18 protein-coding genes are annotated in these 21,517 nt (G+C 60.9%); 7 read left to right on the top strand and 11 right to left on the bottom strand.

Annotation, left to right across the window (positions count from 1 at the left end):
* Positions 1-78 precede the first annotated feature (78 nt).
* From F0185_RS33220 to F0185_RS33200, 5 genes are all read right to left on the bottom strand, one after another.
* Complete coding sequence (locus F0185_RS33220) at positions 79-726, bottom strand: contractile injection system protein, VgrG/Pvc8 family (RefSeq protein ID WP_167232846.1); 648 nt, start codon at positions 724-726, stop codon at positions 79-81.
* 449 nt (positions 727-1,175) lie between these two features.
* Positions 1,176-1,514, bottom strand: a complete 339-nt coding sequence (locus F0185_RS33215; RefSeq protein ID WP_167232844.1) for a hypothetical protein — start codon at positions 1,512-1,514, stop codon at positions 1,176-1,178.
* Between the two features lie 263 nt (positions 1,515-1,777).
* A complete protein-coding gene (locus F0185_RS35265; protein WP_167232842.1) occupies positions 1,778-2,992 on the bottom strand; it encodes a PAAR domain-containing protein in 1,215 nt (404 codons plus the stop codon).
* Between the two features lie 2 nt (positions 2,993-2,994).
* A complete protein-coding gene (locus F0185_RS33205; protein WP_167232840.1) occupies positions 2,995-3,822 on the bottom strand; it encodes a DcrB-related protein in 828 nt (275 codons plus the stop codon).
* 192 nt (positions 3,823-4,014) lie between these two features.
* Positions 4,015-6,543: a type VI secretion system Vgr family protein gene (locus tag F0185_RS33200; RefSeq protein ID WP_167232838.1), complete on the bottom strand. Its 2,529-nt coding sequence runs from the start codon at positions 6,541-6,543 to the stop codon at positions 4,015-4,017.
* Between the two features lie 301 nt (positions 6,544-6,844).
* Between F0185_RS33200 and F0185_RS33195 the strand changes: the two genes are divergently transcribed.
* The 6 genes from F0185_RS33195 (at position 6,845) to F0185_RS33170 (ending at position 12,393) form a co-directional block, all read left to right on the top strand.
* Positions 6,845-9,277 (top strand): DUF6531 domain-containing protein, encoded by a 2,433-nt coding sequence (locus tag F0185_RS33195; protein WP_167232836.1) that lies wholly within the window; start codon positions 6,845-6,847, stop codon positions 9,275-9,277.
* Positions 9,278-9,317: 40 nt separating this feature from the next.
* On the top strand, positions 9,318-9,809 hold the full coding sequence (locus tag F0185_RS33190; protein WP_167232834.1) for a hypothetical protein: 492 nt from the start codon (positions 9,318-9,320) through the stop codon (positions 9,807-9,809).
* A 3-nt stretch (positions 9,810-9,812) separates the two neighbouring features.
* Positions 9,813-10,286 (top strand): Cdi1I family immunity protein, encoded by a 474-nt coding sequence (locus tag F0185_RS33185; protein WP_167232832.1) that lies wholly within the window; start codon positions 9,813-9,815, stop codon positions 10,284-10,286.
* The gene (locus tag F0185_RS33180; RefSeq protein ID WP_167232830.1) at positions 10,283-10,792 is read left to right on the top strand and encodes a hypothetical protein; all 510 of its coding nucleotides are present in this window, start codon (positions 10,283-10,285) and stop codon (positions 10,790-10,792) included. Before F0185_RS33185 ends, F0185_RS33180 begins: the two co-directional genes overlap by 4 nt.
* Before the next feature lie 89 nt (positions 10,793-10,881).
* Entirely contained in the window at positions 10,882-11,541 is a 660-nt protein-coding gene (locus F0185_RS33175) for a suppressor of fused domain protein (RefSeq protein ID WP_167232828.1), read from the top strand.
* A 21-nt stretch (positions 11,542-11,562) separates the two neighbouring features.
* Positions 11,563-12,393 carry a hypothetical protein gene (locus tag F0185_RS33170; protein ID WP_167232826.1) on the top strand — a complete coding sequence of 277 codons (831 nt, stop codon included), beginning with the start codon at positions 11,563-11,565 and terminating at the stop codon, positions 12,391-12,393.
* Here the strand turns inward: F0185_RS33170 and F0185_RS33165 are convergent.
* From F0185_RS33165 to F0185_RS33140, 6 genes are all read right to left on the bottom strand, one after another.
* Positions 12,390-13,148, bottom strand: coding sequence for an SMI1/KNR4 family protein (locus F0185_RS33165; protein WP_167232824.1), 759 nt, complete (start codon positions 13,146-13,148; stop codon positions 12,390-12,392). The genes F0185_RS33170 and F0185_RS33165 overlap by 4 nt on opposite strands.
* Positions 13,149-13,244: 96 nt before the next feature.
* Positions 13,245-13,991: a peptidylprolyl isomerase gene (locus F0185_RS33160; protein WP_167232822.1), complete on the bottom strand. Its 747-nt coding sequence runs from the start codon at positions 13,989-13,991 to the stop codon at positions 13,245-13,247.
* 14 nt (positions 13,992-14,005) lie between these two features.
* A complete protein-coding gene (narI, locus tag F0185_RS33155) occupies positions 14,006-14,689 on the bottom strand; it encodes a respiratory nitrate reductase subunit gamma (RefSeq protein ID WP_166884639.1) in 684 nt (227 codons plus the stop codon).
* 10 nt (positions 14,690-14,699) lie between these two features.
* Positions 14,700-15,362 carry a nitrate reductase molybdenum cofactor assembly chaperone gene (gene narJ / locus F0185_RS33150; RefSeq protein ID WP_167232820.1) on the bottom strand — a complete coding sequence of 221 codons (663 nt, stop codon included), beginning with the start codon at positions 15,360-15,362 and terminating at the stop codon, positions 14,700-14,702.
* Positions 15,362-16,930 (bottom strand): nitrate reductase subunit beta, encoded by a 1,569-nt coding sequence (narH, locus tag F0185_RS33145; protein WP_167232818.1) that lies wholly within the window; start codon positions 16,928-16,930, stop codon positions 15,362-15,364. Before narH ends, narJ begins: the two co-directional genes overlap by 1 nt.
* Positions 16,927-20,637 (bottom strand): nitrate reductase subunit alpha, encoded by a 3,711-nt coding sequence (locus F0185_RS33140; RefSeq protein WP_167232816.1) that lies wholly within the window; start codon positions 20,635-20,637, stop codon positions 16,927-16,929. The genes narH and F0185_RS33140 overlap by 4 nt, the downstream gene beginning before the upstream one ends.
* Positions 20,638-20,847: 210 nt before the next feature.
* Here F0185_RS33140 and F0185_RS33135 point away from each other — a divergent pair, with 210 nt between their 5' ends.
* Positions 20,848-21,255 (top strand): ribonucleotide reductase subunit alpha, encoded by a 408-nt coding sequence (locus tag F0185_RS33135; RefSeq protein WP_167232814.1) that lies wholly within the window; start codon positions 20,848-20,850, stop codon positions 21,253-21,255.
* The last annotated feature ends 262 nt before the right edge of the window (positions 21,256-21,517 follow it).

The raw sequence follows: 21,517 nt of genomic DNA, 5'->3' as shown, positions 1-21,517 counted from the left end.
GCGCCTGGTCTACTTGAAGGAGGCCAGGGTCGAGGCGTTCTGACGCCCGCAGTCCGTCCGGACTGCACAAAACGAGGTTCAGCGCCCATAAAACGGGCGGGAAGCGGCTCGGTCTGACATCAAAAAAGCGCATCTGCCGGCATCGCGACCGGCGATTACGCGGGATTTACCGGTAATTCGAGGTGCCCTAAAAACTTTGCATTTTCCGGCAAAGGGCGGGCAAAAGCCCGCGTTGCAGGAGTCGTCGTTGATGACCATGATGTGGCTGCCGGCGCTGTGCTCGAAGTAATAGAACAGACCGTATTTTTCCATCAGGCGGCACGTGAAGTGCTCGCCGGTCTCGTCGTACTGGACGATGTAGTTTTCCGGCGGATAGCTCTTGCTGGTGCGGAACTCGTAGGTGGCCAGGCCGCCATGATCGCCCTTGTAGATCTTGTCGAGCACGCCCAGCACGTTCAGGTCCTGGAAAATGCGCGAGTTCACGCGGCGCTTGAGGTACGTCAGCCACGGCACGATTTCGGCGTGGTAAAAGGCGAAGCCGCCATCCGAATGGCTGAAGCCGAACAAGTTGACGTAGCCGTTGATGTAGCTTTCGCTGCCATCGGCCATCAGCACGCCGACGCTGACGTTCTTGCCCATCAGGGTCTTGAGCTCGATGGCGCCGTCTTTCGAGATCAGGCTCAGGTTAAAGATGTACTGGTCCGAAATCGTCGTGGTGCCGCTCATCGACTCGATCAACAGACCTTTGATCGGCGAGTAAAAGCGCAGCAGGCGAGTGGTGTCGACATAGTCGGCGCCCCCCGGCCAACATGAAGCTCGAAACTGGTACGCCGAAGTCGTTGACCGCCTGCCCGGCCAGAGGGTACTCGGAGACGGACATCTCGTTTTCTGCATTATCTCGTCGGCGAGAGTACGCGAAGCTGGCACAAGAGCACCTGCGTAGTTGTCCCCTGCATAACCAGTTTAAGCACTGTTAGCAGGTTTCGAAGACATCCTTCCAACAGAAGCATCCGCTCCTGCCTCGACACCTTGCGCAAGCAAGGCCGCAGCATGCTCGCCGCGTTGCAGCGCGCCTTCGCCTGCAATCCTATCCCGCTAAATGCTTAGCTGCTGAACAGTCACATCTATTTAAGGCGTCCATGAACGGACGAGAGTTGACCGTTCGGCCGGCCCATTCACCTCTCCGGCGTCGAGCCGTCGTCCACACCGGATTGGCGGCGAATCGTCAATCTCTGCAAAATGTTGTCCTTCGCATCTAAACTGATAATCTCTATGGTGTAGGCATGCTCAGCCGCGACAAGTTTCCCGTCGCTATCGCGCGGTTCTTCGATAATTTTCGCGACCGGAGTCAATACACGCGTGCGTTTCCCATTGCACTTCACCGTTTTTCCACTGTAGCGTCGATGATCTGGCAAGCTATCGAACCTGTCGACGGTTCGCAGTTGTGTGTACATATCGACCGTGACAACATATTGGGGGGGGGCAACCGGCGTATTATCGCAATCCATCATCATGAGCCAACTCTCCTAAAAAGATCTAAAAATTCCATTCTTTTCGAACAAATTCAATTCAGATGCGTCCACCCGCAAGGGTTGAACCTATCCACGTACGTCATATTTCGCCTTCACATTCAGCAATCAAGCGACTTTACCTCGATTTTTTGCAGCCACGTCGAATTACCGCACGTCCCGGGCGCCTGGCTGTTTGGAGAATATCATCTCTACATTTGCGCCCAACAAACTGCGTACACACCGAACTACTTAAAAAAGCTCTCACATTATTTTTTTTTCGGGGCAGTAAAAATTTCGTCGAGAATCTTATAACGCGCGGGAAACAGTTGCCTGGCGCGAGTTTCTTCTGGAGTTCCCTTGCTAATTCCATACATCACCAGCGACTCGGAAAAATCCTCCGTGTCATCCGAACCCGCATACCGCGAAGGACGCCTTTCGTCTTTCGCGATGGCCTTTTTCCATGCTTTTTTGGCTGCGGGATTTTTCCACAATTCGTCATGTAGTAAATGTCCACTTTCATGGATGACCATTGAATCGACAATCTCCTGATCGGAAATATTCTCAATTGGCTGCGGATAGTAAGTGATTGTACCCGCACCAGCCGTGGCGGCAGCCTGAAAATTCGGATTTTTGTACTTTGTTTTGTAAAAGCCGTCATCCGGATTGGGGACCGGACTGAGAATAACTTCTCTAACCATTCCGAGCTGGCCGGGTCCGAGAACAGATAACCCGTCGGCAATCGACTCCACACTCGAAATTCCCTGTCCCGGCGCATACGTGGCAGGGTCTTTCTGCACCACTAGCTCCACTGTGTTGCTGCCGACCGTGATTGGATACACCAGCACATCCCTCTCATCCGTTGTTCCTGGAAAAGTGAATCGTTGAATAGATGGCTCGCCGATCGTAACATCTTTGCGCATTCGATCGAAATTTCCCAACACGGCCTGCTTAGTACCTGTTGCGTACGAAGCCTCGCCTTTTGCTAGATTTCTCGGCGCATTCAGAGCGTCCGCACACCCAATATAATGATGGTTCAGCAGATCGGATACAGCTTCTGCGGAACCGGCAAATGCCAGCGTAGCTCCGGTCGCCCTTGCTAACAAAGCTTGCCCCATCTCAAGCGCGCCCGGAGCCTCGGCTTTGATCGGGTCAGTCTGTACTGCGCCACCTCCAATGAACACATTTGGTGAACCATCTGTAATATAGGCACCACAGGCAATCTTATCGCTCACCCTTGCCGCCGGCAAACCATTTATGAACACCGTCGGGCTGCCGGTGGCAATCGGCGGGGGCGCTTGATCATGTTTCGAGCACACCGTCTCGTCCACGTGTGCCCGTGCCGCCTTGATGCCATTGGTGAACACATTACCGGAACAAGGCCCGATGATCTTGCCGGTGATGTCACCGCCTCCGCCGCCTTTCGGACCGTCGCCAGGCTTGGTGTGGCCGATCGGATCGCCCAATCGCGCTGCTTGAGGCATGCTTAACCCTCCACCGGCTGGTCGAGCATGGCCTGTACCTCGGCAATGCTGGAAAGGCGCACAGCCGGAGACCCCGCCACGAACATCGATGCCTGATACAGCCGCGCGCGCAGATTTGGCGCACCGCGTTCGGGGCGTTTTTCAAGCACGTAGCTGCCGGCCTTGCGCCACAAGGTGCCGGTATTGGGCACGATAAAACTGGCATGCAAAGGCGTGCCGGCGGCATCAAAAAACGCCCAGGCGTCATGCTCGACTTCGCGCGCGTCGGTCTTGCGGCAAGCCTCCTCCTGGTTGGCGAACGCGTGCAGGGTGCGGCGCCGCTCGGACAGCGCGAAAACGGTCGATGCGAGCGCTGGACCCGTGCTGGCGGGTGCGCTGGATGCGGGCGCCCCCTTGTGGCGCAGCTTCACGCTGTCCAGAATGCCATCGAAAGCCGCATCCCATTCGTCGGTGAACGGATTGAGGCAGGTCGCGGCGATCAGCATGGCATGCACGTCGCCCGCTTCGGTGCGGGGGAGCATGGTGATCACCTGGCGCTGGTGCATCAGATACCCTGCGCTGCGCCAGCGGTAAGCAAGCTCGATGGCTGGCGTGTCGTCCACTGTCCGCTCCGCCTTGCTCATTAGGCGGAAATCGGGCAAGGACTTGCCCAGTTCGGTGACCAATCGGTCGGAAAAATTGACCAGCGAGTCGTCCCCTTGAGCGTCCGCATGCGACATCACCACGCTGAACTCGCTCGGCCCATCATCGCTGAGCGTAAACATGTGCATGGTCTTGTCCTTGAGCTGCGCCGGCAGCTCGAAGGTCGCGTGATTGGAATGGTATGGCATGACTGACTGTTCTTTCGTATTGATCTATTGTTGGGCGAAACTCACCCGCCGCAATGGTCGCGACGTGGCATGCCACGCTCACCGGCGCAATGGCGCCGGAAGCGGTGACGTTCTACAAGTTGGCATTGGCGCACTGACGGCGCGGCGGAAGCACCCAGCGCCACCGGCGCCGGGCTGATGATGACGTACCGATCAGCTGTTCAGATCGATCCTGGCGCTACCGATCACTTTGACATTCACACCGCTGATGGTGATGGTGCCGTCCGCTTTCATCTCGATCTTGCTGCTGCCCACCTGCAGCGTGATATCGGTGCTCGCCGTCAGATGAATATGCTCGGTCTCCGCCGTCAATTCGACATTCGTATGGCCCTTCACATGCACGTGCTCGGTCTGCGCCGTTGCCTCGATATTGGTCTTGGCCGTGTCGTGAATGTGCGCCGTTTCCGCCGTGGTCTCGATATGCTTCTTGACCTTGGTGACGTGGAAACCCTTGCTCACCGTATTGGTCTGGTGAGGACCGTGAACAAGGGTGTCCTGGTTGTTCAGCACCGTGGTGACCATATCCTTCTGCGAATGGATGTTGATCAGCTCCTTGCCCTTCTGATCGTGGATCACCATCTCGCAATGGCCACCGCCACCCGGCGTGGAACGGCTCTTGAAGCCCATCATGTGCGCGCCGGCCGGCAGGTCGTACGGCACCGGCTGGTCGTCGTTGTACACGCGGCCGGTACAGATCGGACGGTCCGGATCACCTTCGAGGTAATCGATGATCACTTCCTGTCCGATGCGCGGAATCGAAATCGTGCCCCAGTTCTTGCCGGCCCACGGTTGCGACACACGGATCCAGCACGAGCTGAGCTCGTCGCGGCGGCCGTAACGGTCCCAGTGGAACTGCACCTTGATGCGACCGAACTTGTCGGTGTGGATCTCGGTCCCTTTCGGGCCAACCACGGTGGCCGTCTGCGGACCCGGCATGTTGGGACGCAAATGCGCCTGGCGCGGACGATACGGAATCTTGCGGCGGATCGCGCTGAAGCTGTTGCGATACACATCGCTGGCGCCGCGTTCAAAGTAGTTATTGCGCGCGCTGTACTGCACCGACAGCACCAGGAAGTCGTTGTCGCCGCCCTGCTCGAACCAATGATGCTCGGTCAGCTTGAACGTATGGCCCGACGCAAAGCCGCGGCAGTCGGAGGTGCCGGTGAAAATCTTGGCCTGCCATTCCAGCACTTCCAGGCGCTGCTTGGCTTCCGCCTTGCCTTCGCCCTTGTTCTTGTAGAAGAAGGCCGGATTGCCGTCGTACACTTCCATCTTCGGCACGTCGCCCTGCTCGGCCACGGTCGGCTGCTCGACCAGCTGGATCGTGTTCGGCTCCTTGAAGTTAAACGTGTTCAAGGCCATCTTGGTCGACTGCACCATGCGCTCGGCCGTGAACGCGGTCACCGCATCCTCTGAGTGAACCCGGTTACCGGCGTTAAACTTGACCGATGCGTGCCCTTTCTGCGGCGGGCAAAAGCCCGCGTTGCAGGAGTCGTCGCTGATGACCATGATGTGGCTGCCGGCGCTGTGCTCGAAGTAATAGAACAGGCCGTACTTTTCCATCAGGCGGCACGTGAAGTGCTCGTCGGTCTCGTCGTACTGGACGATGTAGTTTTCCGGCGGGTAGCTTTTGCTGGTGCGGAACTCGTAGGTGGCCAGGCCGCCATGGTCGCCCTTGTAGATCTTGTCGAGCACGCCGAGCACGTTCAGGTCCTGGAAGATGCGCGAGTTGACGCGGCGCTTGAGGTACGTCAGCCAAGGCACGATTTCGGCGTGGTAAAAGGCGAAGCCGCCATCCGAATGGCTGAAGCCGAACGAGTTGACGTAGCCGTTGATGTAGCTTTCGCTGCCATCGGCCATCAGCACGCCGACGCTGACGTTCTTGCCCATCAGGGTCTTGAGCTCGATGGCGCCGTCTTTCGAGATCAGGCTCAGGTTAAAGATGTACTGGTCCGAAATCGTCGTGGTGCCGCTCATCGACTCGATCAACAGACCTTTGATCGGCGAGTAAAAGCGCAGCAGGCGCGTGGTGTCGACATAGTCGGCGGCGCCTCCGCCTCCGCCACCACCCCCGCCGCCGCCCCCGCCACCAGCACCGGCCCCGGGGGCGGACAGCGCCACCGGATCAATCGCCGCCGGCATGAAGCTTTCAACTGGTACGCTGAAGTCCATGGCCGCCTGCCCGGCCAGCGGGTGCTCGGCGATCGACAAGTTCAGATACTGCGACATATCCTCGCCCACGGCGGGCGCGCCCGGCACAAAGGGCATGTGCGGAATTTTGCCGGCAATCGTGTCTCCCAAGCCGCGCGCGTCAGGCACGAACGGCATGTGCGGAATCTTGCCGGCGATATCGCCCGCCTGGCTTAACAGCGCTTGCGCCTGGCCGGCGACCTGCATCGCCTTGGCGACGTTCGGGTTGGCCTGCGCCGCCAGGGCCGCGCCCGCGCTGGCAAGGTCGCCAAGACCGCCGCCACCCTGCAGGGCCGATGCCGCTTCGATGGCAGCGCCGGCGATAGCGATCTTCTGGCCGTCGACGCCGGCCAGGCCGGCAGCGCCGAGCGCCAGGCCCGTAACCGATGGGGCCGGCGCCGGAGGCTTGGTGGCAACGGTCGTGTGTGGTTTGAGGCCATCATCGGTGGCGTCAATGCGGCCGGTCTTGCTATCTAAGGGTTGAAATGACATGGCTGCTGCTCCCGCAAGTACAAAAAGTGGATCGATTACCCCGGCGTGGCCAGGCATTCGCGCCGTTGCGCCGCCCTCGCCCGCCCTCTTCGCTTGCGCGTCCGCCGGCCCTGTCGCGCCAGCCAGTGCAAGAAAATGAAGGTTATCGTTTTGGAAAGTGTGTATACTATCACAAAGAAATTAATCATTAGATATTAGACATTTTTGCGGTCCATCGACATCCACGAGCCGAAACTCTTCTTGAATGACAACTAATCTCGCTCCAAATAGCTGGACAAACTTCAACGACATGGCACGCAAGATGCAACGGCGAGATACATCGGCGAGCGACCAACGACCACGCGCGAGCGACCAGCGCCTGCGCCATGTGTCGCATCAAGCGGCCGGTTCGCCTGGCCCGATCGCCGCTGCCGGGATGCCTGTCGACCCTGCGCTGCGGCTGGTGCGAGGCTATCCGGTCAACCCGATTTCGGGCTGCAAGCTGCTGGCCTGCGAGATCGATCTCGACTTCGCCCTGCCGGCCGCCCTGCCCCTGCGCTGGCAGCGCATCTACAGTTCCGGCCAGCGCAAGACCGGCCTGCTCGGCCAGGGCTGGAGCACGCCGCTGTCGGATACGCTGCACATCAGCGATGGCCAGCTCATTATCCTCGATCCATTCCAGCGCGACATCACTTTCGCACTGCCGCGCGCGGGCGAGGCCCTGTATTCGCTGACGGAAAAAATCACCCTGGAACGCACCGGCGAGCGCAACTTCGAGCTGACCGACGCCGACGGCCTGCGCAAGCAATTTGCCATGCTGCCGAGGGCCTACGACAGCGCCGTGCTGGTCGGCATGGTCGACGCCAACGACAACCGGATCAGCATCGCCTGGAACGCGCGCCAGCTGCCCGAGACGGTGCAAGACAGCGCCGGGCGCGTGTTCGTCATGGACTACATCGCCCATCGTGGCCAGGTGCGACTGGGCAGCGTCAGCGTGCAGCGCGACGCGGTCGACTACGAGGAACCGACCACCGAGTTGGTGATGCAATATAAGTACGATGAACTCGGCAATCTGTTCCAGGTGATCGACCGCGCCGGCAACGTCACGCGCCAGTTCGCCTACATGAACCATATCATGATCGAACACGCGCAGCCCGGCGCTCTGGTGTCGCGCTACGAGTACGACGAATACGAGTGGACCGGCAAGGTCACGCGCAACTGGGCCAACAACGGCATGTCGTGGAATTTCCGCTACCTGACCGGCGAAACCCTGGTCTACGACCACCTCGGGCGCGAGGAGCTTTTCCGCTTCGACAAAAAGCACCGTTTCACCGGCATGGTCGACGCGCTCGGCGGCGAAACCGTGCGCCACCTCGACAGCCACGGCAATATGGTCGGCATCGTCGCCCCAGGCGGACCGAGCACCATCTACCGCTACGACCGGCGCAGCCGCCTGATGCGGATGGAAAGCAACGGCAAAGGGACCGGCATCGTGTACGACGCCAAGGTCGACAAGCCGGCCCTGATCACCGATGCGCTTGGCGCCATCACGGCGTTGCGCTACGACGAGCGCGGCAACCTGCTCAGTGTAACCGACGCGCTCGGCAACCGCACCGACTATCAATACAACGAGCACGGCTTGCCTGTCAAGGTGACCGACGCCGCCGGTGGCGTCGAGCTGCTGGCCTACAACCGCGCGGCCCAGCCGGTCAGCTATACCGATTGCTCCGGCAACACCAGTCACTTCAGCTACGACGTCGACGGCAAGCTGTTGCGCTGGACCGATGCGCAGGGCAACGCCACTTCCTACACCTACGACGCGGCCGGCCGCGTGACCACGACCGTGCACCCCGACGGCGCCACCGAGGCTTACGAATACGACGCGCTGGGCCGCCTGCTGGCGCACACCGACGCCGCCGGCAAACGAACCAGCTACGTGCTCGATGTGGATGGCAAGCTGCTCAAACGCATCGATGCGCGCGGCGGCGTGCTCGAGTACCGCTACGACGGGGCGCGCCGTCTGGCCGGACTGATCAATGAGAATGGCGACGCCCACCTCGTCGTGTACGACGCGCTCGACCGCATGGTGGAAGAGACCGGCTTCGACGCTCGCCTGACCCGCTACCTTTACAGCGACAGCGGACTGCTCGCAGCGAAGGAAGAACTTGACAACGGCGTGCGCACCGATACCAGTTATACGCGCAACAGCGCCGGGCAAGTGATCGACATGTTTATCACACGCGTGGCCGGCGACGCAAACGCCGAACAGACGCGCCAGCGCTTCACCTACGACGACCTGGGCCGGATGACGCAAGCCATCAGCGCCGACGCCATCGTGGCGCTGGAATACGACGCGTTGGGGCAACTGGTGAGCGAGCAGCGCGAAAGCGGTGGCGAAACGCGGGTCCTGCGTCACCAGTACGATACGCTGGGCAACAGGACCCGGACCGTGGGGCCGGATGGGCCGGTGCTCGATAAGCTGCCCGACGCATCCGCACATCCGCGCCCCAACCGCCGTATCCAGGGCGCGCTGGCCAACACCTTCCATCACGATCCGATGGGGCCGATGCTGTCGCAGGTGGCGGGCCAGATCGTGACGGGCGAAGGTGCCCTGCCTGCGACAGAGCGCAACGACGAGTACGACCAGACCGGCAATTTGCTGGCGATGGACGACAAGCGCAAGGCGCGCATGACGGATTGGCATGACGTGATCGGACGCATCCTGTCGGCGGTGCGGCCGAAGCTGGATGAATGATGCGTAAAGAATTCCGCGCGTGACAATTCTGAGAGAACCAATGTTATCCATCGCCGCCATTGAGATTTCCAGGTGCCCGTGGCAGCAACTTCGCATCATGGGAGGCTCGGCTGTCAACATACCGGACGCGCTTCACCAGATGCTGGGGGCGGCAACGCCCGCCGATTGCGAAGACGCTTACTGGAAGCTCGAAAATCGGGTTGTCGTCCAGGGCCAGCTATTCGAGGCGGCTCAATTCGTCGTTCCGGTTTTACTGGCGGCTTTGCTGGAACCGCGTCCCAGCCATGTGACGATCGGCGTACTGGAACTTTTGCTTCAAATCGTTTTGGGTGAATCCCATGAGGACGAGGTTGCGTTGGGAGCGCCTGATCTTGGTGACAAGTGCCGGGAGCGCGCCCGGCAAGGGCTGTGGGTATTGTATGGGGAACTGATGCGGGGAAACCGGGAGTCCGCACGCGAGGTGATCGAGGCCATCGAATTGGACTCCACGCGGCTCGACGCGTTTCTCAAGGAAGCGGCGAGCAAGAATTGAATGATGAACGAGTTGCTGGAATTCGCATTTGATGGCGTATCGCCGGATTGTCTGGGCAAGATGATGATGGACTTTGCGCGCGCAACAGAAAACGTCAGCACGGCTGTGCAGGACGGGCTTGACTTGCCGTTGGCGTCGGTTCTGGATCCCGCCTACTGGCACAGCCTCACGACCGCTGGGTGCGACAGCTGGTGCATCATCAATTTGAAAACAATCGACATCGGAGACAAGGCGGTCGACAGCGCGACCCTGCTCATGTTTCATAACGACGAACTGTACAATCTGGCCGTGCTGTTGTCCAGCAAGGACTGCACGAAGGCGAACCTTGAATCGGCGGAAGAATTTTATCAATGGGCCAAAGCGAGCGGTAAAAAATATTGTGTCGCCGATTTTTATGGCGGCATGGACCCGGCTTCGGATGAGAAAACACGCTTGTATTCCAAAGGCGCTGCCGGCCCTTTTCTGACATGCACTTGACAATGTATGACTATGTCGGCCCGAAAGACATCGCCGACGCCGTCGCCAAGGTCGCTCCGGGTTTTCCGGTGTTATCAAGCGCCGGCTTGATGCAATGGCTGGCCGACGACCAGCAGCAAGCCGATATCAACGGGCAGGTGATCGCCACATTCATCGTCGATGAAAACGGCACACTGTGCATCGCGGATCGTTGCAGCGAACACGTGGCCTGCGCCGGTGGCCGCCCGGTGCAATCGGCCGGCGAAATGACTTTTCAGGTCGACAAAGACCAGGCGCGCGTTCACGCCGTCACAAACCAGTCCACCGGCTACTGCCCCGAGCCTGGGTCATGGCCGCGGGTGGCCAATGCCATCCGCAAGGCCGGCCTGGTGGCTCCGGCCGGCTTCCACGTCAATTTCCTGTTCCGGAAATGCACGGATTGCCATGCCCTGAATGTGATCAAGGAGGGCGTGTTCGTGTGTGCGATGTGCGATGCGGATTTACCTGCGGACTGGAACCTCGCCTGACTGCCGGCAGCGCGTGCGCCAGGCCGGCATCGACGTTTCTGCGCCCGCGTTGTATAGTCCACCTATCTCCATTTTCAGAAAAGCGATCCATGGCCGAGAAATCAGACATCCTGTACGGCGTTGCCGAAGCCAATGACGAGACCCTGGCCGCCATGCGCCTGCGCGCCATGGCCAGCGCATTGGGCGAGCCCGATCACATGGACCTGGACGACGATCCCGCCCTGCGTGTCAACATTTACGCCTTTGGCCGTAACTTTGTCGAGGAATGCGAGGTCGCCGCCGCGGACCAGGAAGGCTATGTGCTGGTCACCTCGGGCATGAGCGACCGGCTCATGACCGGCCCGGTCGATACCGATGTCGACGACACCCTCGCTGCGGAGCTGGTATGGAACGTACCGGACCTCAATCCCGCCTATTTCACCACCTTGCGCTGGCTGGCAAAGCTGCCGGAAATCGACCGCACCTGGTTCGGCCAGGGTCACACCGTGCCGATGCCGATGTCGCCGCTGGAGGGCTGTGCGTTCAAAACCTTCCTGTTCCTGCCGCCGATTATCCGTACCGACCGCGAACTGTTCGAGCATATCGAACATGATGGACACGCGATCGGCACCCTGTGCGTGCACCTGATCTCGGACAGCGAATATGCCCTGGTCCGTAACAGCGAAGAAGGCCTGGGCGAATTTCTCGACCTGCTCGATGATCACGACCACCCGCACGTGTTCAATCCCGTGCGACGGCCCTACGTGTAAGCGCGCCCGCAAGGCCGATCGATGCGCAAGCTGATGAAACACCAATGGCACGACCTGCGCGATCAGTTGCTGCGGCTCGACGATCACGCCGGGCCGGAAGTCATTTTCAAGACCCTCGTCGCCGGATTCAGGAAATACCGCCCGCAGTTCAGCAGCGGGCCATTTGCCTACTTGCGTTTCGCGCGCTACTTCAGCATGCAGGCGGCCGACTACCCGGTGGCGCAATCGACGATGCGCGATGCCGAGTTCCGCCATTTCAAGAAGTGCATCCTGCGCTACGACGTCTGGAGCGACCTGAACTCCATCGCGGGGCTTCTGAGCGAGACAATGGAACGCCTGCTCACGCTACACATCGAGCAGTGTTGTCCCAGATGCAGGCACGAGGATTTTGCCACCTACCAGTCGGTGGCGACAGGGCAGCTTGTGATCCAGTGCGCGGTGTGCTTTCATGTGGAAGGCCGCAATAGCGATGCCTACGCGGGAGGCGCAATCACCTTTGCCAGCGCGGCCGACCTGCGCCTGCCTGGCCGCCCGCCTGCGACCACCCTGCCCCTGCCCGCACACCTTTCTCCCCGCATCCGCGTCGATTGCGCCGGGATGGTCGATTACAACCTCGTCGTGCTATCGCACCGGGACGAGGAAACCGACTCCGCCGGTGCTCTCCACGGCTTCTATCGCGGCATGCCGGTCGCCATCTTTGATGAGGATATCAACGAGCAAGGCCATCCGGGCTTTCTCGTCGCCAACGGCCACGCGGAACCGGTAGTCAACCCGCCGCCGTGGGCCCCCACCGCCAGATGGCTGTGCCGCATCGACAAGACCGGCGTTCGCCACGCAAGCGCCGCCGGCTAGCCACCAGCGGTGCCGCCATTACCGCCGCACATATCAACGCTGTCGGCGTCGTCGACATGGATACTGATCCACGCATCGAGATACGCCCAAAAATCGACCACTTCGGGCGTATCGGGCTCCTCGTGCCACCAGATCAAGCCGGTCGCGACGCCATCCGGCGCCGAAAAGTCCAGGCACAGGTAATCGCCTCCCCCATTATGCAAGACGGTCAGCACCTTGCTAATATCGCACGGCATGCTGGCAGCAGTGTCGTCGTCGATATCGAACCGGTCGTCGGACAAGAATGCCCAGTCTTCGACCGGCAATGGCCCCATTGAATTGGCGGACAGGAAGGTCCAGCCATTGTGGATGTGCATGTAGAAGTCACGCAATTGCGCGGGAATGCGCGGCCACACGGCCTGGAACTGCGCGGGTACGGCGCGCAGGGCGGGATGCCCGCGATAAAAATGGCGCACGCCTTTGGCCATGAAGGGATACAACAGCGACACCGCCTTGCTGTGCTCCACCAGCACCACCGACGGCTTGGCGAACGTGTGCAGGAAATCGAGAACGGCCGGCATCCGGGCCGCGACCTCGTGCCAGTAAGCGCCCAAGGCCAGCTTGCGCCCCTGTCGCTGATCGTGCAGGATGGCCACCCATTGCGCCGGCACCGGCAAGGCCGGGTCGACCTCGGCCGGCGTTTCGATCAACAGCGCCGGCTTGATGAAGCGGGCCAGGTCATCGAGCATGCGCTGCCTGGTAAGGAGGAATGACATTGTCGCGATCGTGTCGTGTCGGCCGTGCAGGGTAGCACGCGGGTACGCCGCCCACAATCGCGACGTATCCCGCCGCACGCCAGGCAAGGCGCGGCGCTACTGGACCAGCGGACTATCGGCCCCTTCCATGCTCATGCCCTCGATGCGCGCCTGTCCCACCAAAATATGCAGGTACTGATGCGTGGCGCGCTGGCTCGACTGGCGGTCGAGATACGCCGCAATCTCGCTTTTCACCGCGTCGAACGGCAACAAGCGCCCCGCCACCCGCCGCAGCACCTGCACGATATGCAGGCCGAAGCGCGTTTCGAGCAAGCGCCCGGCCAGCTCGCCTTCGCCCAGACGGAACACCAGTTCCTCGAACTCCGGCACGCTTTGCCCACGCGACAATTGCCCGAGGCTGCCGCCCACCTTGCCGGAACTGCAATTCGAATACTGCCCGGCCAGCTCGCCGAAGCGGTCCGGATGCGCCTGCAACTCTTCCAGCACCGCTTCGCCAGTGGCGCGCAGCAACTCCAGCGGCGCGCCAGGCGTCACCTGGAACAGGATGTGGCGCGCTTCGACCATCTCGCCGCTGGTATAACGCTGGGCATTGTTGCGATACCACGTCATGCAGGCCGCTTCGTCGGCCTTCGGCACCTTGACCTGCAGCGCCAGCAGCGCCTCGATGCGGGCGTCGTCGTCGCCCCCGCTCATCCCCAGTTCATCGGCCTGTTGCAGCAGCAAGGTGCGCAGCACCAGTTCATGCACCGCTTCCTTGAGCGGATTGCCCGCCTCCTGGTGATGCGGCAACTCGCGCTCGATCGCCACATCGTCGATGTCCACGCCATTCACAGAAATACCCATGATCATTCTCCCGATTAACGACTACGCACGAGCTGGTAAGCGCGGCCAAGATAGGTCAGCGCGCCGAAGCCGCTCCACACGTGCACCAGGCGGGTGAACGGGAAGATGACGAACAGCGACATGCCCATGAACAGATGCAGCTTGAACAGCAGCGGCGCATCGATGATGAATGCGGCCGCATCGCCACGGAAAGTCACGATATGTTGCGCCCAGTTCATCAGCAGCACCATCGTGTGCCCGTCCATGTGGCCGGCCGACACGTAGATCGACGACAGTCCCAGCAGCAAGGTGGCCAGGATCCACAGCAGCACGATCTTGTCCTTGAAGGTAGTGGCCTTGCGCAGGCGGTCATTGCCGAAGCGCCGTGCCAGCAGCAGCACGATGCCAACCAGGCACAGCAGCCCCATGACACCGCCGGCCACCATCGCCACCAGTTGCTTGAGGCCATGGCTGACACCGAGCGTGTCCCACACCCACACCGGCGTCAGCAGGCCCGCCATGTGGCCGAAGAACAGGCCGATGATGCCGATATGGAACAGGACGCTCCCATACCGCAAGCTGCCCTGATGCAGCACCTGGGTCGATTCCGACTTCCAGGTATATTGCTCGCGGTCGAAACGGATCAGGCTGCCGAGCAAAAAGATCGCCAGCGCGATGTAGGGATAAATCCCGAACAGAAATTGATGCAGATAGTCCATGATGGCTCCTTTACGCGCCAGCCGCGGCGCGCGCCGTGCGGGGATAGAAATTGATCGTATGCGTGCCGGGCGCCCCCGGTTTGAGCAGCGGTTCGACCCCGTCCATGCCGGGACCGAAGGTTTCCAGCGCCTCGTCCATGTCGCGCACCGGCGGCTCGGTCAGTTCTTCGGCCGCCACCGGGCTCAAATGTTCCAGCACGGCGAACACGCCGGCGTACGGGCTACCATTGGCGGCCAGCTTGCGTCCGATGTGCGCCAGCACGTGCACCGCGTCCGACAGCAGGCGCGCAGCCTCCTCCGTGCTCTGTTGCGACAGGAATTCGAGGAACAGCGGCACGAAGTCGGGCAAGTCGTCGCCCGTCATGTGCAATCCGTGTCCCTTGTATTCTTCCATCAGGTCGACCATGGCCTGGCCGCGGTCGCGCGATTCGCCATGAATATGCTCGAACAGATGCAGCGAATGCGAGGGATTGCGGTCGAACGTCATCACATAGTTTTGCTGCAGGTCGATCAGGGCGCCGTCGCTCAGGTAGGCGAACAGCGGCAGCAGCGGCGCGTGCAGGGCCGGCGAATGCGCCATCGCATTGGCCAGGAAAGGCAACTCGGCGATCAGCTCCGCTTCCGGATACAGCAGCAGGTTGGACAACACCTGATAATGTTGATTGGTTTTCATCATGCCTCCTGGATGTCTTGCGTTTCGTCTTTCTTTTTGCGCGACTTCGGCATCGCCATGAAGATGGCCGAGCCCTGCTTTTTCTTGCCGAACAGGCTAGTTTCCGTCACGCCATCCGAACAGCCGTTACCGAAGCTGAAGCCGCACGAGCCTTTTTCGTTGAAGCTGTCTTCCGCCATTTCCTTGTGACTGCTCGGAATCACGAAGCGGTCCTCGTAATTGGCGATCGCCATGATGTGGTACATATCCTCGACCATGGCGCGGCTCAAGCCGACCTGTTCCAGCACGGCCAGGTTCTCGACCTTGTCCACGGTCTTGCTGCGCATGTAGGCGCGCATGGCCAGCATGCGGTCGAGCGCGCGGATCACGGGCGGCTGGTCGCCGGCGGTCAGCAAATTGGCCAGGTACTGCACCGGAATCCGCAGGCTGTTGGTATCGGGCAAGATGCCATTCATCCCCAGCTTGCCGGACTCGGCCGCAGCCTGGATCGGCGACAGCGGCGGGATGTACCACACCATCGGCAGCGTCCGGTATTCCGGATGCAGCGGGAAGGCCACTTTCCAGTCGACCGCCATCTTGTAGACGGGCGACTTCTTGGCCGATTCCAGCCACGAGTCGGGAATGCCCTGGCGCCGCGCTTCCTCGATGATGGCCGGGTCGTGCGGGTCGAGGAACAGGCCCAGCTGCGCCTGGTACAGGTCGCGCTCGTCCGGCACCGAGGCCGCCGCTTCGATCTTGTCGGCGTCGTACAGCAGCACGCCCAGGTAGCGGATGCGCCCGACGCAGGTTTCCGAACACACGGTCGGCTGGCCCGCTTCAATGCGCGGATAGCAGAAGGTGCATTTCTCGGCCTTGCCGGACGACCAGTTGTAGTAAATCTTCTTGTACGGGCAGCCCGAAATGCACATGCGCCAGCCGCGGCATTTATCCTGGTCGATCAGCACGATGCCGTCGTCTTCGCGCTTGTACACCGAGCCCGACGGGCAGGACGCCACGCAGGTCGGGTTCAGGCAGTGCTCGCACAGGCGCGGCAGGTACATCATGAAGGTGTTCTCGAAGGTGCCGTACATTTCCTTCTGCATGTTGTCGAACAGCTTGTCCTTGCTGCGGGCGGCAAATTCTCCACCCAGGTCGTCTTCCCAGTTCGGACCCCATTCGATCTTGTCCATCTTCTTGCCGGTCAACACCGAGATCGGACGCGCCGTCGGCGGCGTTTCCGACAGCGGCGCGTTTTGCAGGCGCTCGTAGTCGTAGGTGAACGGCTCGTAATACTCGTCGATGGCCGGCAGGTTCGGATTGGCGAAAATATTGGCGAGGATTTTCAGCCGCCCGCCCTGGCGCGGTTCGATCTTGCCGGCAGCCGTGCGTTTCCAGCCGCCATTCCATTTATCCTGGTTTTCCCATTCCTTCGGGTAACCGATGCCGGGTTTCGTTTCGACATTGTTGAACCAGGCGTATTCGACGCCGTCGCGGCTGGTCCAGACGTTCTTGCAGGTGACCGAACACGTGTGACAGCCAATGCACTTGTCCAGGTTCAACACCATGCCGATTTGCGCTCTGATCTTCATACGTGTGCTCCGTTCGTTTCTTCCACCAGGGGGCCTTCCAGCCACTCCACCTTGTCCATCTTGCGTACCAGCACAAACTCATCGCGGTTCGAGCCGACCGTGCCGTAGTAGTTGAAGCCCCACGACAACTGTGCATAACCGCCGATCATGTGGGTCGGCTTGGTCACGGTGCGCGTGACCGAGTTGTGGATACCGCCCCGCTTGCCCGACAATTCCGCGCCCGGCGTGTTGATGATCTTTTCCTGGGCGTGGTACATCAAGGTCATCCCTTCCGGAATGCGCTGGCTGACCACCGCCCGCGCCGTCAGGGTGCCGTTGACGTTGAACACTTCGATCCAGTCGTTGTCGACAATCCCGGCATCCTTCGCATCAATTTCCGAAATCCACACGTGCGGCCCGCCGCGCGACAAGGTCAGCATGCGCAGGTTGTCCGAATACGTGGAGTGGATACCCCATTTCTGGTGCGGCGTCAGGAAGTTCAGCGCGATTTCCTTGTTGCCGTTCGGCGCCGCGCCCAACATCGCCGCCGTGGTCTTGGTGTCGATCGCCGGCTTGTACACGCACAATCCCTCGCCAAAATCGCGCATCCAGCGGTGATCCTGGTAAAACTGCTGGCGGCCGGTCAGGGTGCGCCATGGGATCAGTTCGTGCACATTGGTGTAGCCGGCCGTGTAGCTCACTTCTTCCGACTCCAGTCCCGACCAGGTCGGCGACGAGATGATCTTGCGCGGCTGCGCCTGCACATCGCGGAAGCGGATCGTGTCGTGCTCGCGCGGCAGCGCCAGGTGCGTGTGGTCGCGTCCGGTCATGGTCGACAGCGCCGCCCAGGCCTTGACCGCCACGTGGCCGTTGGTTTCCGGCGCCAGCGACAAGATCATTTCGGCCGCGTCGATGGCGGTGTCCAGCCGTGGCTGCCCTTGCGAGACGCCCTCTTCCAACACCGTGCGGTTGATACCGCGCAGCACATCGACTTCATGCCCGGTCTTCCAGCCGATGCCCTTGCCGCCATTGCCCAGTTTTTCCAGCAATGGGCCGATCGAGGTGAATTTCTTGAAGACATCCTTGTAATCGCGCGTCACCACGGTCAGGTTCGGCATGGTCTTGCCCGGAATCGGCTCGCACTCGCCGGCGCGCCAATCCTTCGGATCGAACGGTTGGCCCAGTTCGCCCGGGGTATCGTGCATCAGCGGGGTCAGCACCAGGTCTTGCTGGGTGCCCAGGTACGCGCCACCGATTTCCGCGAATTTTTCGGCGATGCCCTTGTAGATTTCCCAATCCGATTTCGATTGCCACAGCGGTTGCACGGCTTCCGACAGCGGGTGGATGAAGGGGTGCATGTCCGACGTGTTCAGGTCGTCCTTTTCATACCAGGTGGCGGTCGGCAGCACGATGTCGCCGTACAGGCAGGTGGTGGACATGCGGAAGTCCAGCACCACCACCAGGTCCAGCTTGCCTTCGGCGGCGGGACGGATTTTCACGTCGCGCGGCTTGACGCAGTGCGTTTCGTCGCTCATCAGCGCGTTCTGGGTGCCCAGCAAGTACTTGAGGAAATACTCGTGGCCCTTGCCCGAGCTGCCCAGGATATTCGAGCGCCACACAAACATATTGCGCGGGAAGTTGGCCGGATTGTCCGGATCGTCGCAGGAAAAATTGAGCTTGCCGGCCTTGATCTGCTCGACCGCATACGCGGCCGGTTCCATGCCGGCGGCCTGGGCCGCGCGGGTGACTTCCAGCGGATTGGTTTCCAGCTGCGGCGCCGATGGCAGCCAGCCCATGCGTTCAGCCTTGGCGTTGTAGTCGATCAGCGCCATCGGTTCGACGTCGTCCCCCGCCGACGGCGACGAAATTTCGCTCGTGTGCAGTTTTTCATGGCGCCACTGGCTGGTGTGGGCGTAGAAGAACGAGGTGCCGTTCATCTGGCGCATCGGCCGGTTCCAGTCCTGCGCAAAGGCGAGCGGGGTCCAGCCGGTTTGCGGACGCAGCTTTTCCTGGCCCACGTAGTGCGCCCAACCGCCGCCCGACTTGCCGATGCAGCCGCACATCATCAACAGATTGATGATGCCGCGATACGTCATGTCCATGTGGTACCAGTGATTCAGTGCGGCGCCGACGATGACCATGCTCTTGCCCTGGGTTTTGTCGGCGTTTTCGGCGAACTGGCGGGCGACCGTGATCACATCCGCCGCTTTCACGCCGGTGTGCTTGACTTGCCAGGCCGGCGTGTACGGCACGTCGTCGTCGTAGCTGGTGGCAACGTTGCCGCCACCCAAGCCACGGTCGATGCCATAGTTGGCCAGGGTCAGGTCGAACACGGTGGTCACCAGCGCGGTCGTGCCGTCGGCCAGCAGCACTTTCTTGACCGGCACGCGGCGCATCAGCATGTCGCTGGCATCCTTGCCGCCGAAGTAGGCAAAGCCGACTTCCTCGACCGCATCGCTGCAGCCGATCAGGGACAGCAGCGGATCGATCGCCTTGCCGCTGGTGCCCTCTTTCTGTTCGAGGTTCCAGCGGCCCGACTCGCCCCAGCGGAAACCGATGGTGCCGGCCGGCGCGCAGATATTGCCGGTCGCTTCGTCGATGACCAGAGTTTTCCAGTCTGGATTATTGGTTTCGTCCAGATTATTGGCCAGGTGCGATGCACGCAGGAAGTAATCGGGCACCAGGGCGCCCTTGGTTTCCTTGAGCATGACCAGCATCGGGAAGTCGGTGTACTGCTTGGCGTAGCCACGGAAATAGTCCGACCCGCCGTTGGCGTGGAATTCTTTCAGGACCACGTGACCCATGGCCAGCGCCAGCGCCGCGTCGGTGCCTTGCTTGGGAGCGAGCCAAATGTCGCCGAACTTGGCCATTTCGCCGAAATCGGAGGAAACAGCCACCGTTTTCGTGCCCTTGTAGCGCACTTCCGTGTAGAAGTGGGCGTCCGGCGTGCGCGTCATCGGCACGTTCGACCCCCATACCATCAGGAAGGTGGAGTTGTACCAGTCGGCCGATTCCGGCACGTCGGTCTGTTCGCCCCACACCTGCGGGCTCGCTGGCGGCAAGTCGCAATACCAGTCGTAGAAACTCAGGGCCACGCCGCCGATCAGCGACAGGTAGCGCGTGCCGGCTGCGTAGCTGACCATCGACATGGCGGGAATCGGCGAAAAGCCGACGATGCGGTCCGGGCCGTATTTTTTGATGGTGAAGGCATTGGCGGCGGCAATCATTTCATTGACGTCATCCCACTTGGCGCGCACGAAACCGCCCAGGCCGCGGATCGACTTGTACGACTTGGCCCGTTCCGGGTCCTGGCTGATGTACGCCCAGGCGGCGATCGGGTCCATGGTGAGGCGCGCTTCGCGCCACATCTGCATTAGGCGGCCGCGCACCATCGGGTACTTGACGCGCTGGGCCGAATACACGTACCAGGAATAGCTGGCGCCGCGCGGGCAGCCGCGCGGTTCGTGGTTGGGCAGGTCGGGCCGGGTGCGCGGGTAGTCGGTCTGCTGGGTTTCCCAGGTGATCAGGCCATTCTTGACATACACCTTCCAGCTGCATGAACCGGTGCAGTTGACGCCGTGCGTCGAGCGCACGATTTTGTCGTGCTGCCAGCGCTGGCGATAGGCGTTTTCCCAGGTACGGTCCTCGTGGACCACGGCGCCGTGGCCGTCGGAAAACGTCTCCTTGGGGCGATTGAAGAACTTCAGACGATCCAGAAAATGACTCATGCTGCCTCCGCGTGAATGAGAGGGGCGCCGTCAACAGGGCGCTACCCGATTGAGCCCAGTCTACGCAGCGGCAGTCATGGTGCATATTGGCAAGAAGGTGGTCGGGCGCGGCGACAAGGAGTAGACGGCCTAGTCCTTTGTGGCTATGGAGGGTGCCGGATGGATACGGTATACATGCGGTATCTGACATCGACGTTGAAGGAAATACCCATGAATATCAGCAGTTATGACGACCTGATCCGCGCCGCGCGCGCCCAGCCGCAACCGCAGCGCCTGTTGTTCGCATTTGCCAAGGCGGAGTTGCCGGATGAGGCAGGCGAGGCCGAGCGCGCCGGATTTGCCGAGCAGCGCGGCGGTGCGCTGGCCCCGGTGATGTGCGTCGACAAGACCACCGAGGAACTGGGCAGCTTCGCCGACCTGGTGGCCGAGTCGGCCTACACCGGCAAGGAATGGGACATCGTGTTTGTCACCACCATGTCCGGCCGCAACGGCAAGCCGCCAGCCTCGACCGAAGCGGAAGCGCCGCTGAACATGATGGTGACCTACATTCACACCGGTCAGATCGGCCAATTCCTGGCGTTTGGAAAGGATGGCGAACTCAAGCGGATGGCCCAGTAATTTGAATATTCGCAGACAACAGCCAATGTCCACCAACCAGTACAACTGGTGTCAGGTCTGACATTCGGACACGAGCTGAACGATCACCACGTACAACTGGTGCCAGGTCTGACATTCGGACACGAGCTGAACGATCGTAAGCATCCAGCCCACCCATCTATGAATTCCTGAACGCTGCGGCCACACTCCTTTCTTCAATTTCGAGGAGAAATATGGTGGCAAATGTGGAGCAAATTAACGAGTGGCAGGAGCGCGTGGCACG

The sequence above is a fragment of the Massilia rubra genome, from assembly GCF_011682065.1.
Lineage (GTDB): Bacteria > Pseudomonadota > Gammaproteobacteria > Burkholderiales > Burkholderiaceae_D > Telluria_A > Telluria_A rubra.
This window is presented reverse-complemented; position numbering and strand designations above follow the sequence as displayed.

What these genes read in the sequence shown, in the direction of transcription:
- F0185_RS33175 (WP_167232828.1), top strand. Translation starts at nt 10,882, where the DNA reads ATGGCCGAGAAATCAGACATCCTGTACGGCGTTGCCGAAGCCAATGAC.
- F0185_RS33140 (WP_167232816.1), bottom strand. Translation starts at nt 20,637, where the DNA reads ATGAGTCATTTTCTGGATCGTCTGAAGTTCTTCAATCGCCCCAAGGAG.
- F0185_RS33160 (WP_167232822.1), bottom strand. Translation starts at nt 13,991, where the DNA reads ATGGGTATTTCTGTGAATGGCGTGGACATCGACGATGTGGCGATCGAG.
- F0185_RS33190 (WP_167232834.1), top strand. Translation starts at nt 9,318, where the DNA reads ATGTTATCCATCGCCGCCATTGAGATTTCCAGGTGCCCGTGGCAGCAA.
- F0185_RS33215 (WP_167232844.1), bottom strand. Translation starts at nt 1,514, where the DNA reads ATGATGATGGATTGCGATAATACGCCGGTTGCCCCCCCCCAATATGTT.
- F0185_RS33165 (WP_167232824.1), bottom strand. Translation starts at nt 13,148, where the DNA reads ATGTCATTCCTCCTTACCAGGCAGCGCATGCTCGATGACCTGGCCCGC.
- narH (WP_167232818.1), bottom strand. Translation starts at nt 16,930, where the DNA reads ATGAAGATCAGAGCGCAAATCGGCATGGTGTTGAACCTGGACAAGTGC.
- F0185_RS33170 (WP_167232826.1), top strand. Translation starts at nt 11,563, where the DNA reads ATGCGCAAGCTGATGAAACACCAATGGCACGACCTGCGCGATCAGTTG.
- F0185_RS33185 (WP_167232832.1), top strand. Translation starts at nt 9,813, where the DNA reads ATGAACGAGTTGCTGGAATTCGCATTTGATGGCGTATCGCCGGATTGT.
- narI (WP_166884639.1), bottom strand. Translation starts at nt 14,689, where the DNA reads ATGGACTATCTGCATCAATTTCTGTTCGGGATTTATCCCTACATCGCG.
- narJ (WP_167232820.1), bottom strand. Translation starts at nt 15,362, where the DNA reads ATGAAAACCAATCAACATTATCAGGTGTTGTCCAACCTGCTGCTGTAT.
- F0185_RS35265 (WP_167232842.1), bottom strand. Translation starts at nt 2,992, where the DNA reads ATGCCTCAAGCAGCGCGATTGGGCGATCCGATCGGCCACACCAAGCCT.
- F0185_RS33135 (WP_167232814.1), top strand. Translation starts at nt 20,848, where the DNA reads ATGAATATCAGCAGTTATGACGACCTGATCCGCGCCGCGCGCGCCCAG.
- F0185_RS33220 (WP_167232846.1), bottom strand. Translation starts at nt 726, where the DNA reads ATGAGCGGCACCACGACGATTTCGGACCAGTACATCTTTAACCTGAGC.
- F0185_RS33205 (WP_167232840.1), bottom strand. Translation starts at nt 3,822, where the DNA reads ATGCCATACCATTCCAATCACGCGACCTTCGAGCTGCCGGCGCAGCTC.
- F0185_RS33200 (WP_167232838.1), bottom strand. Translation starts at nt 6,543, where the DNA reads ATGTCATTTCAACCCTTAGATAGCAAGACCGGCCGCATTGACGCCACC.
- F0185_RS33195 (WP_167232836.1), top strand. Translation starts at nt 6,845, where the DNA reads ATGCAACGGCGAGATACATCGGCGAGCGACCAACGACCACGCGCGAGC.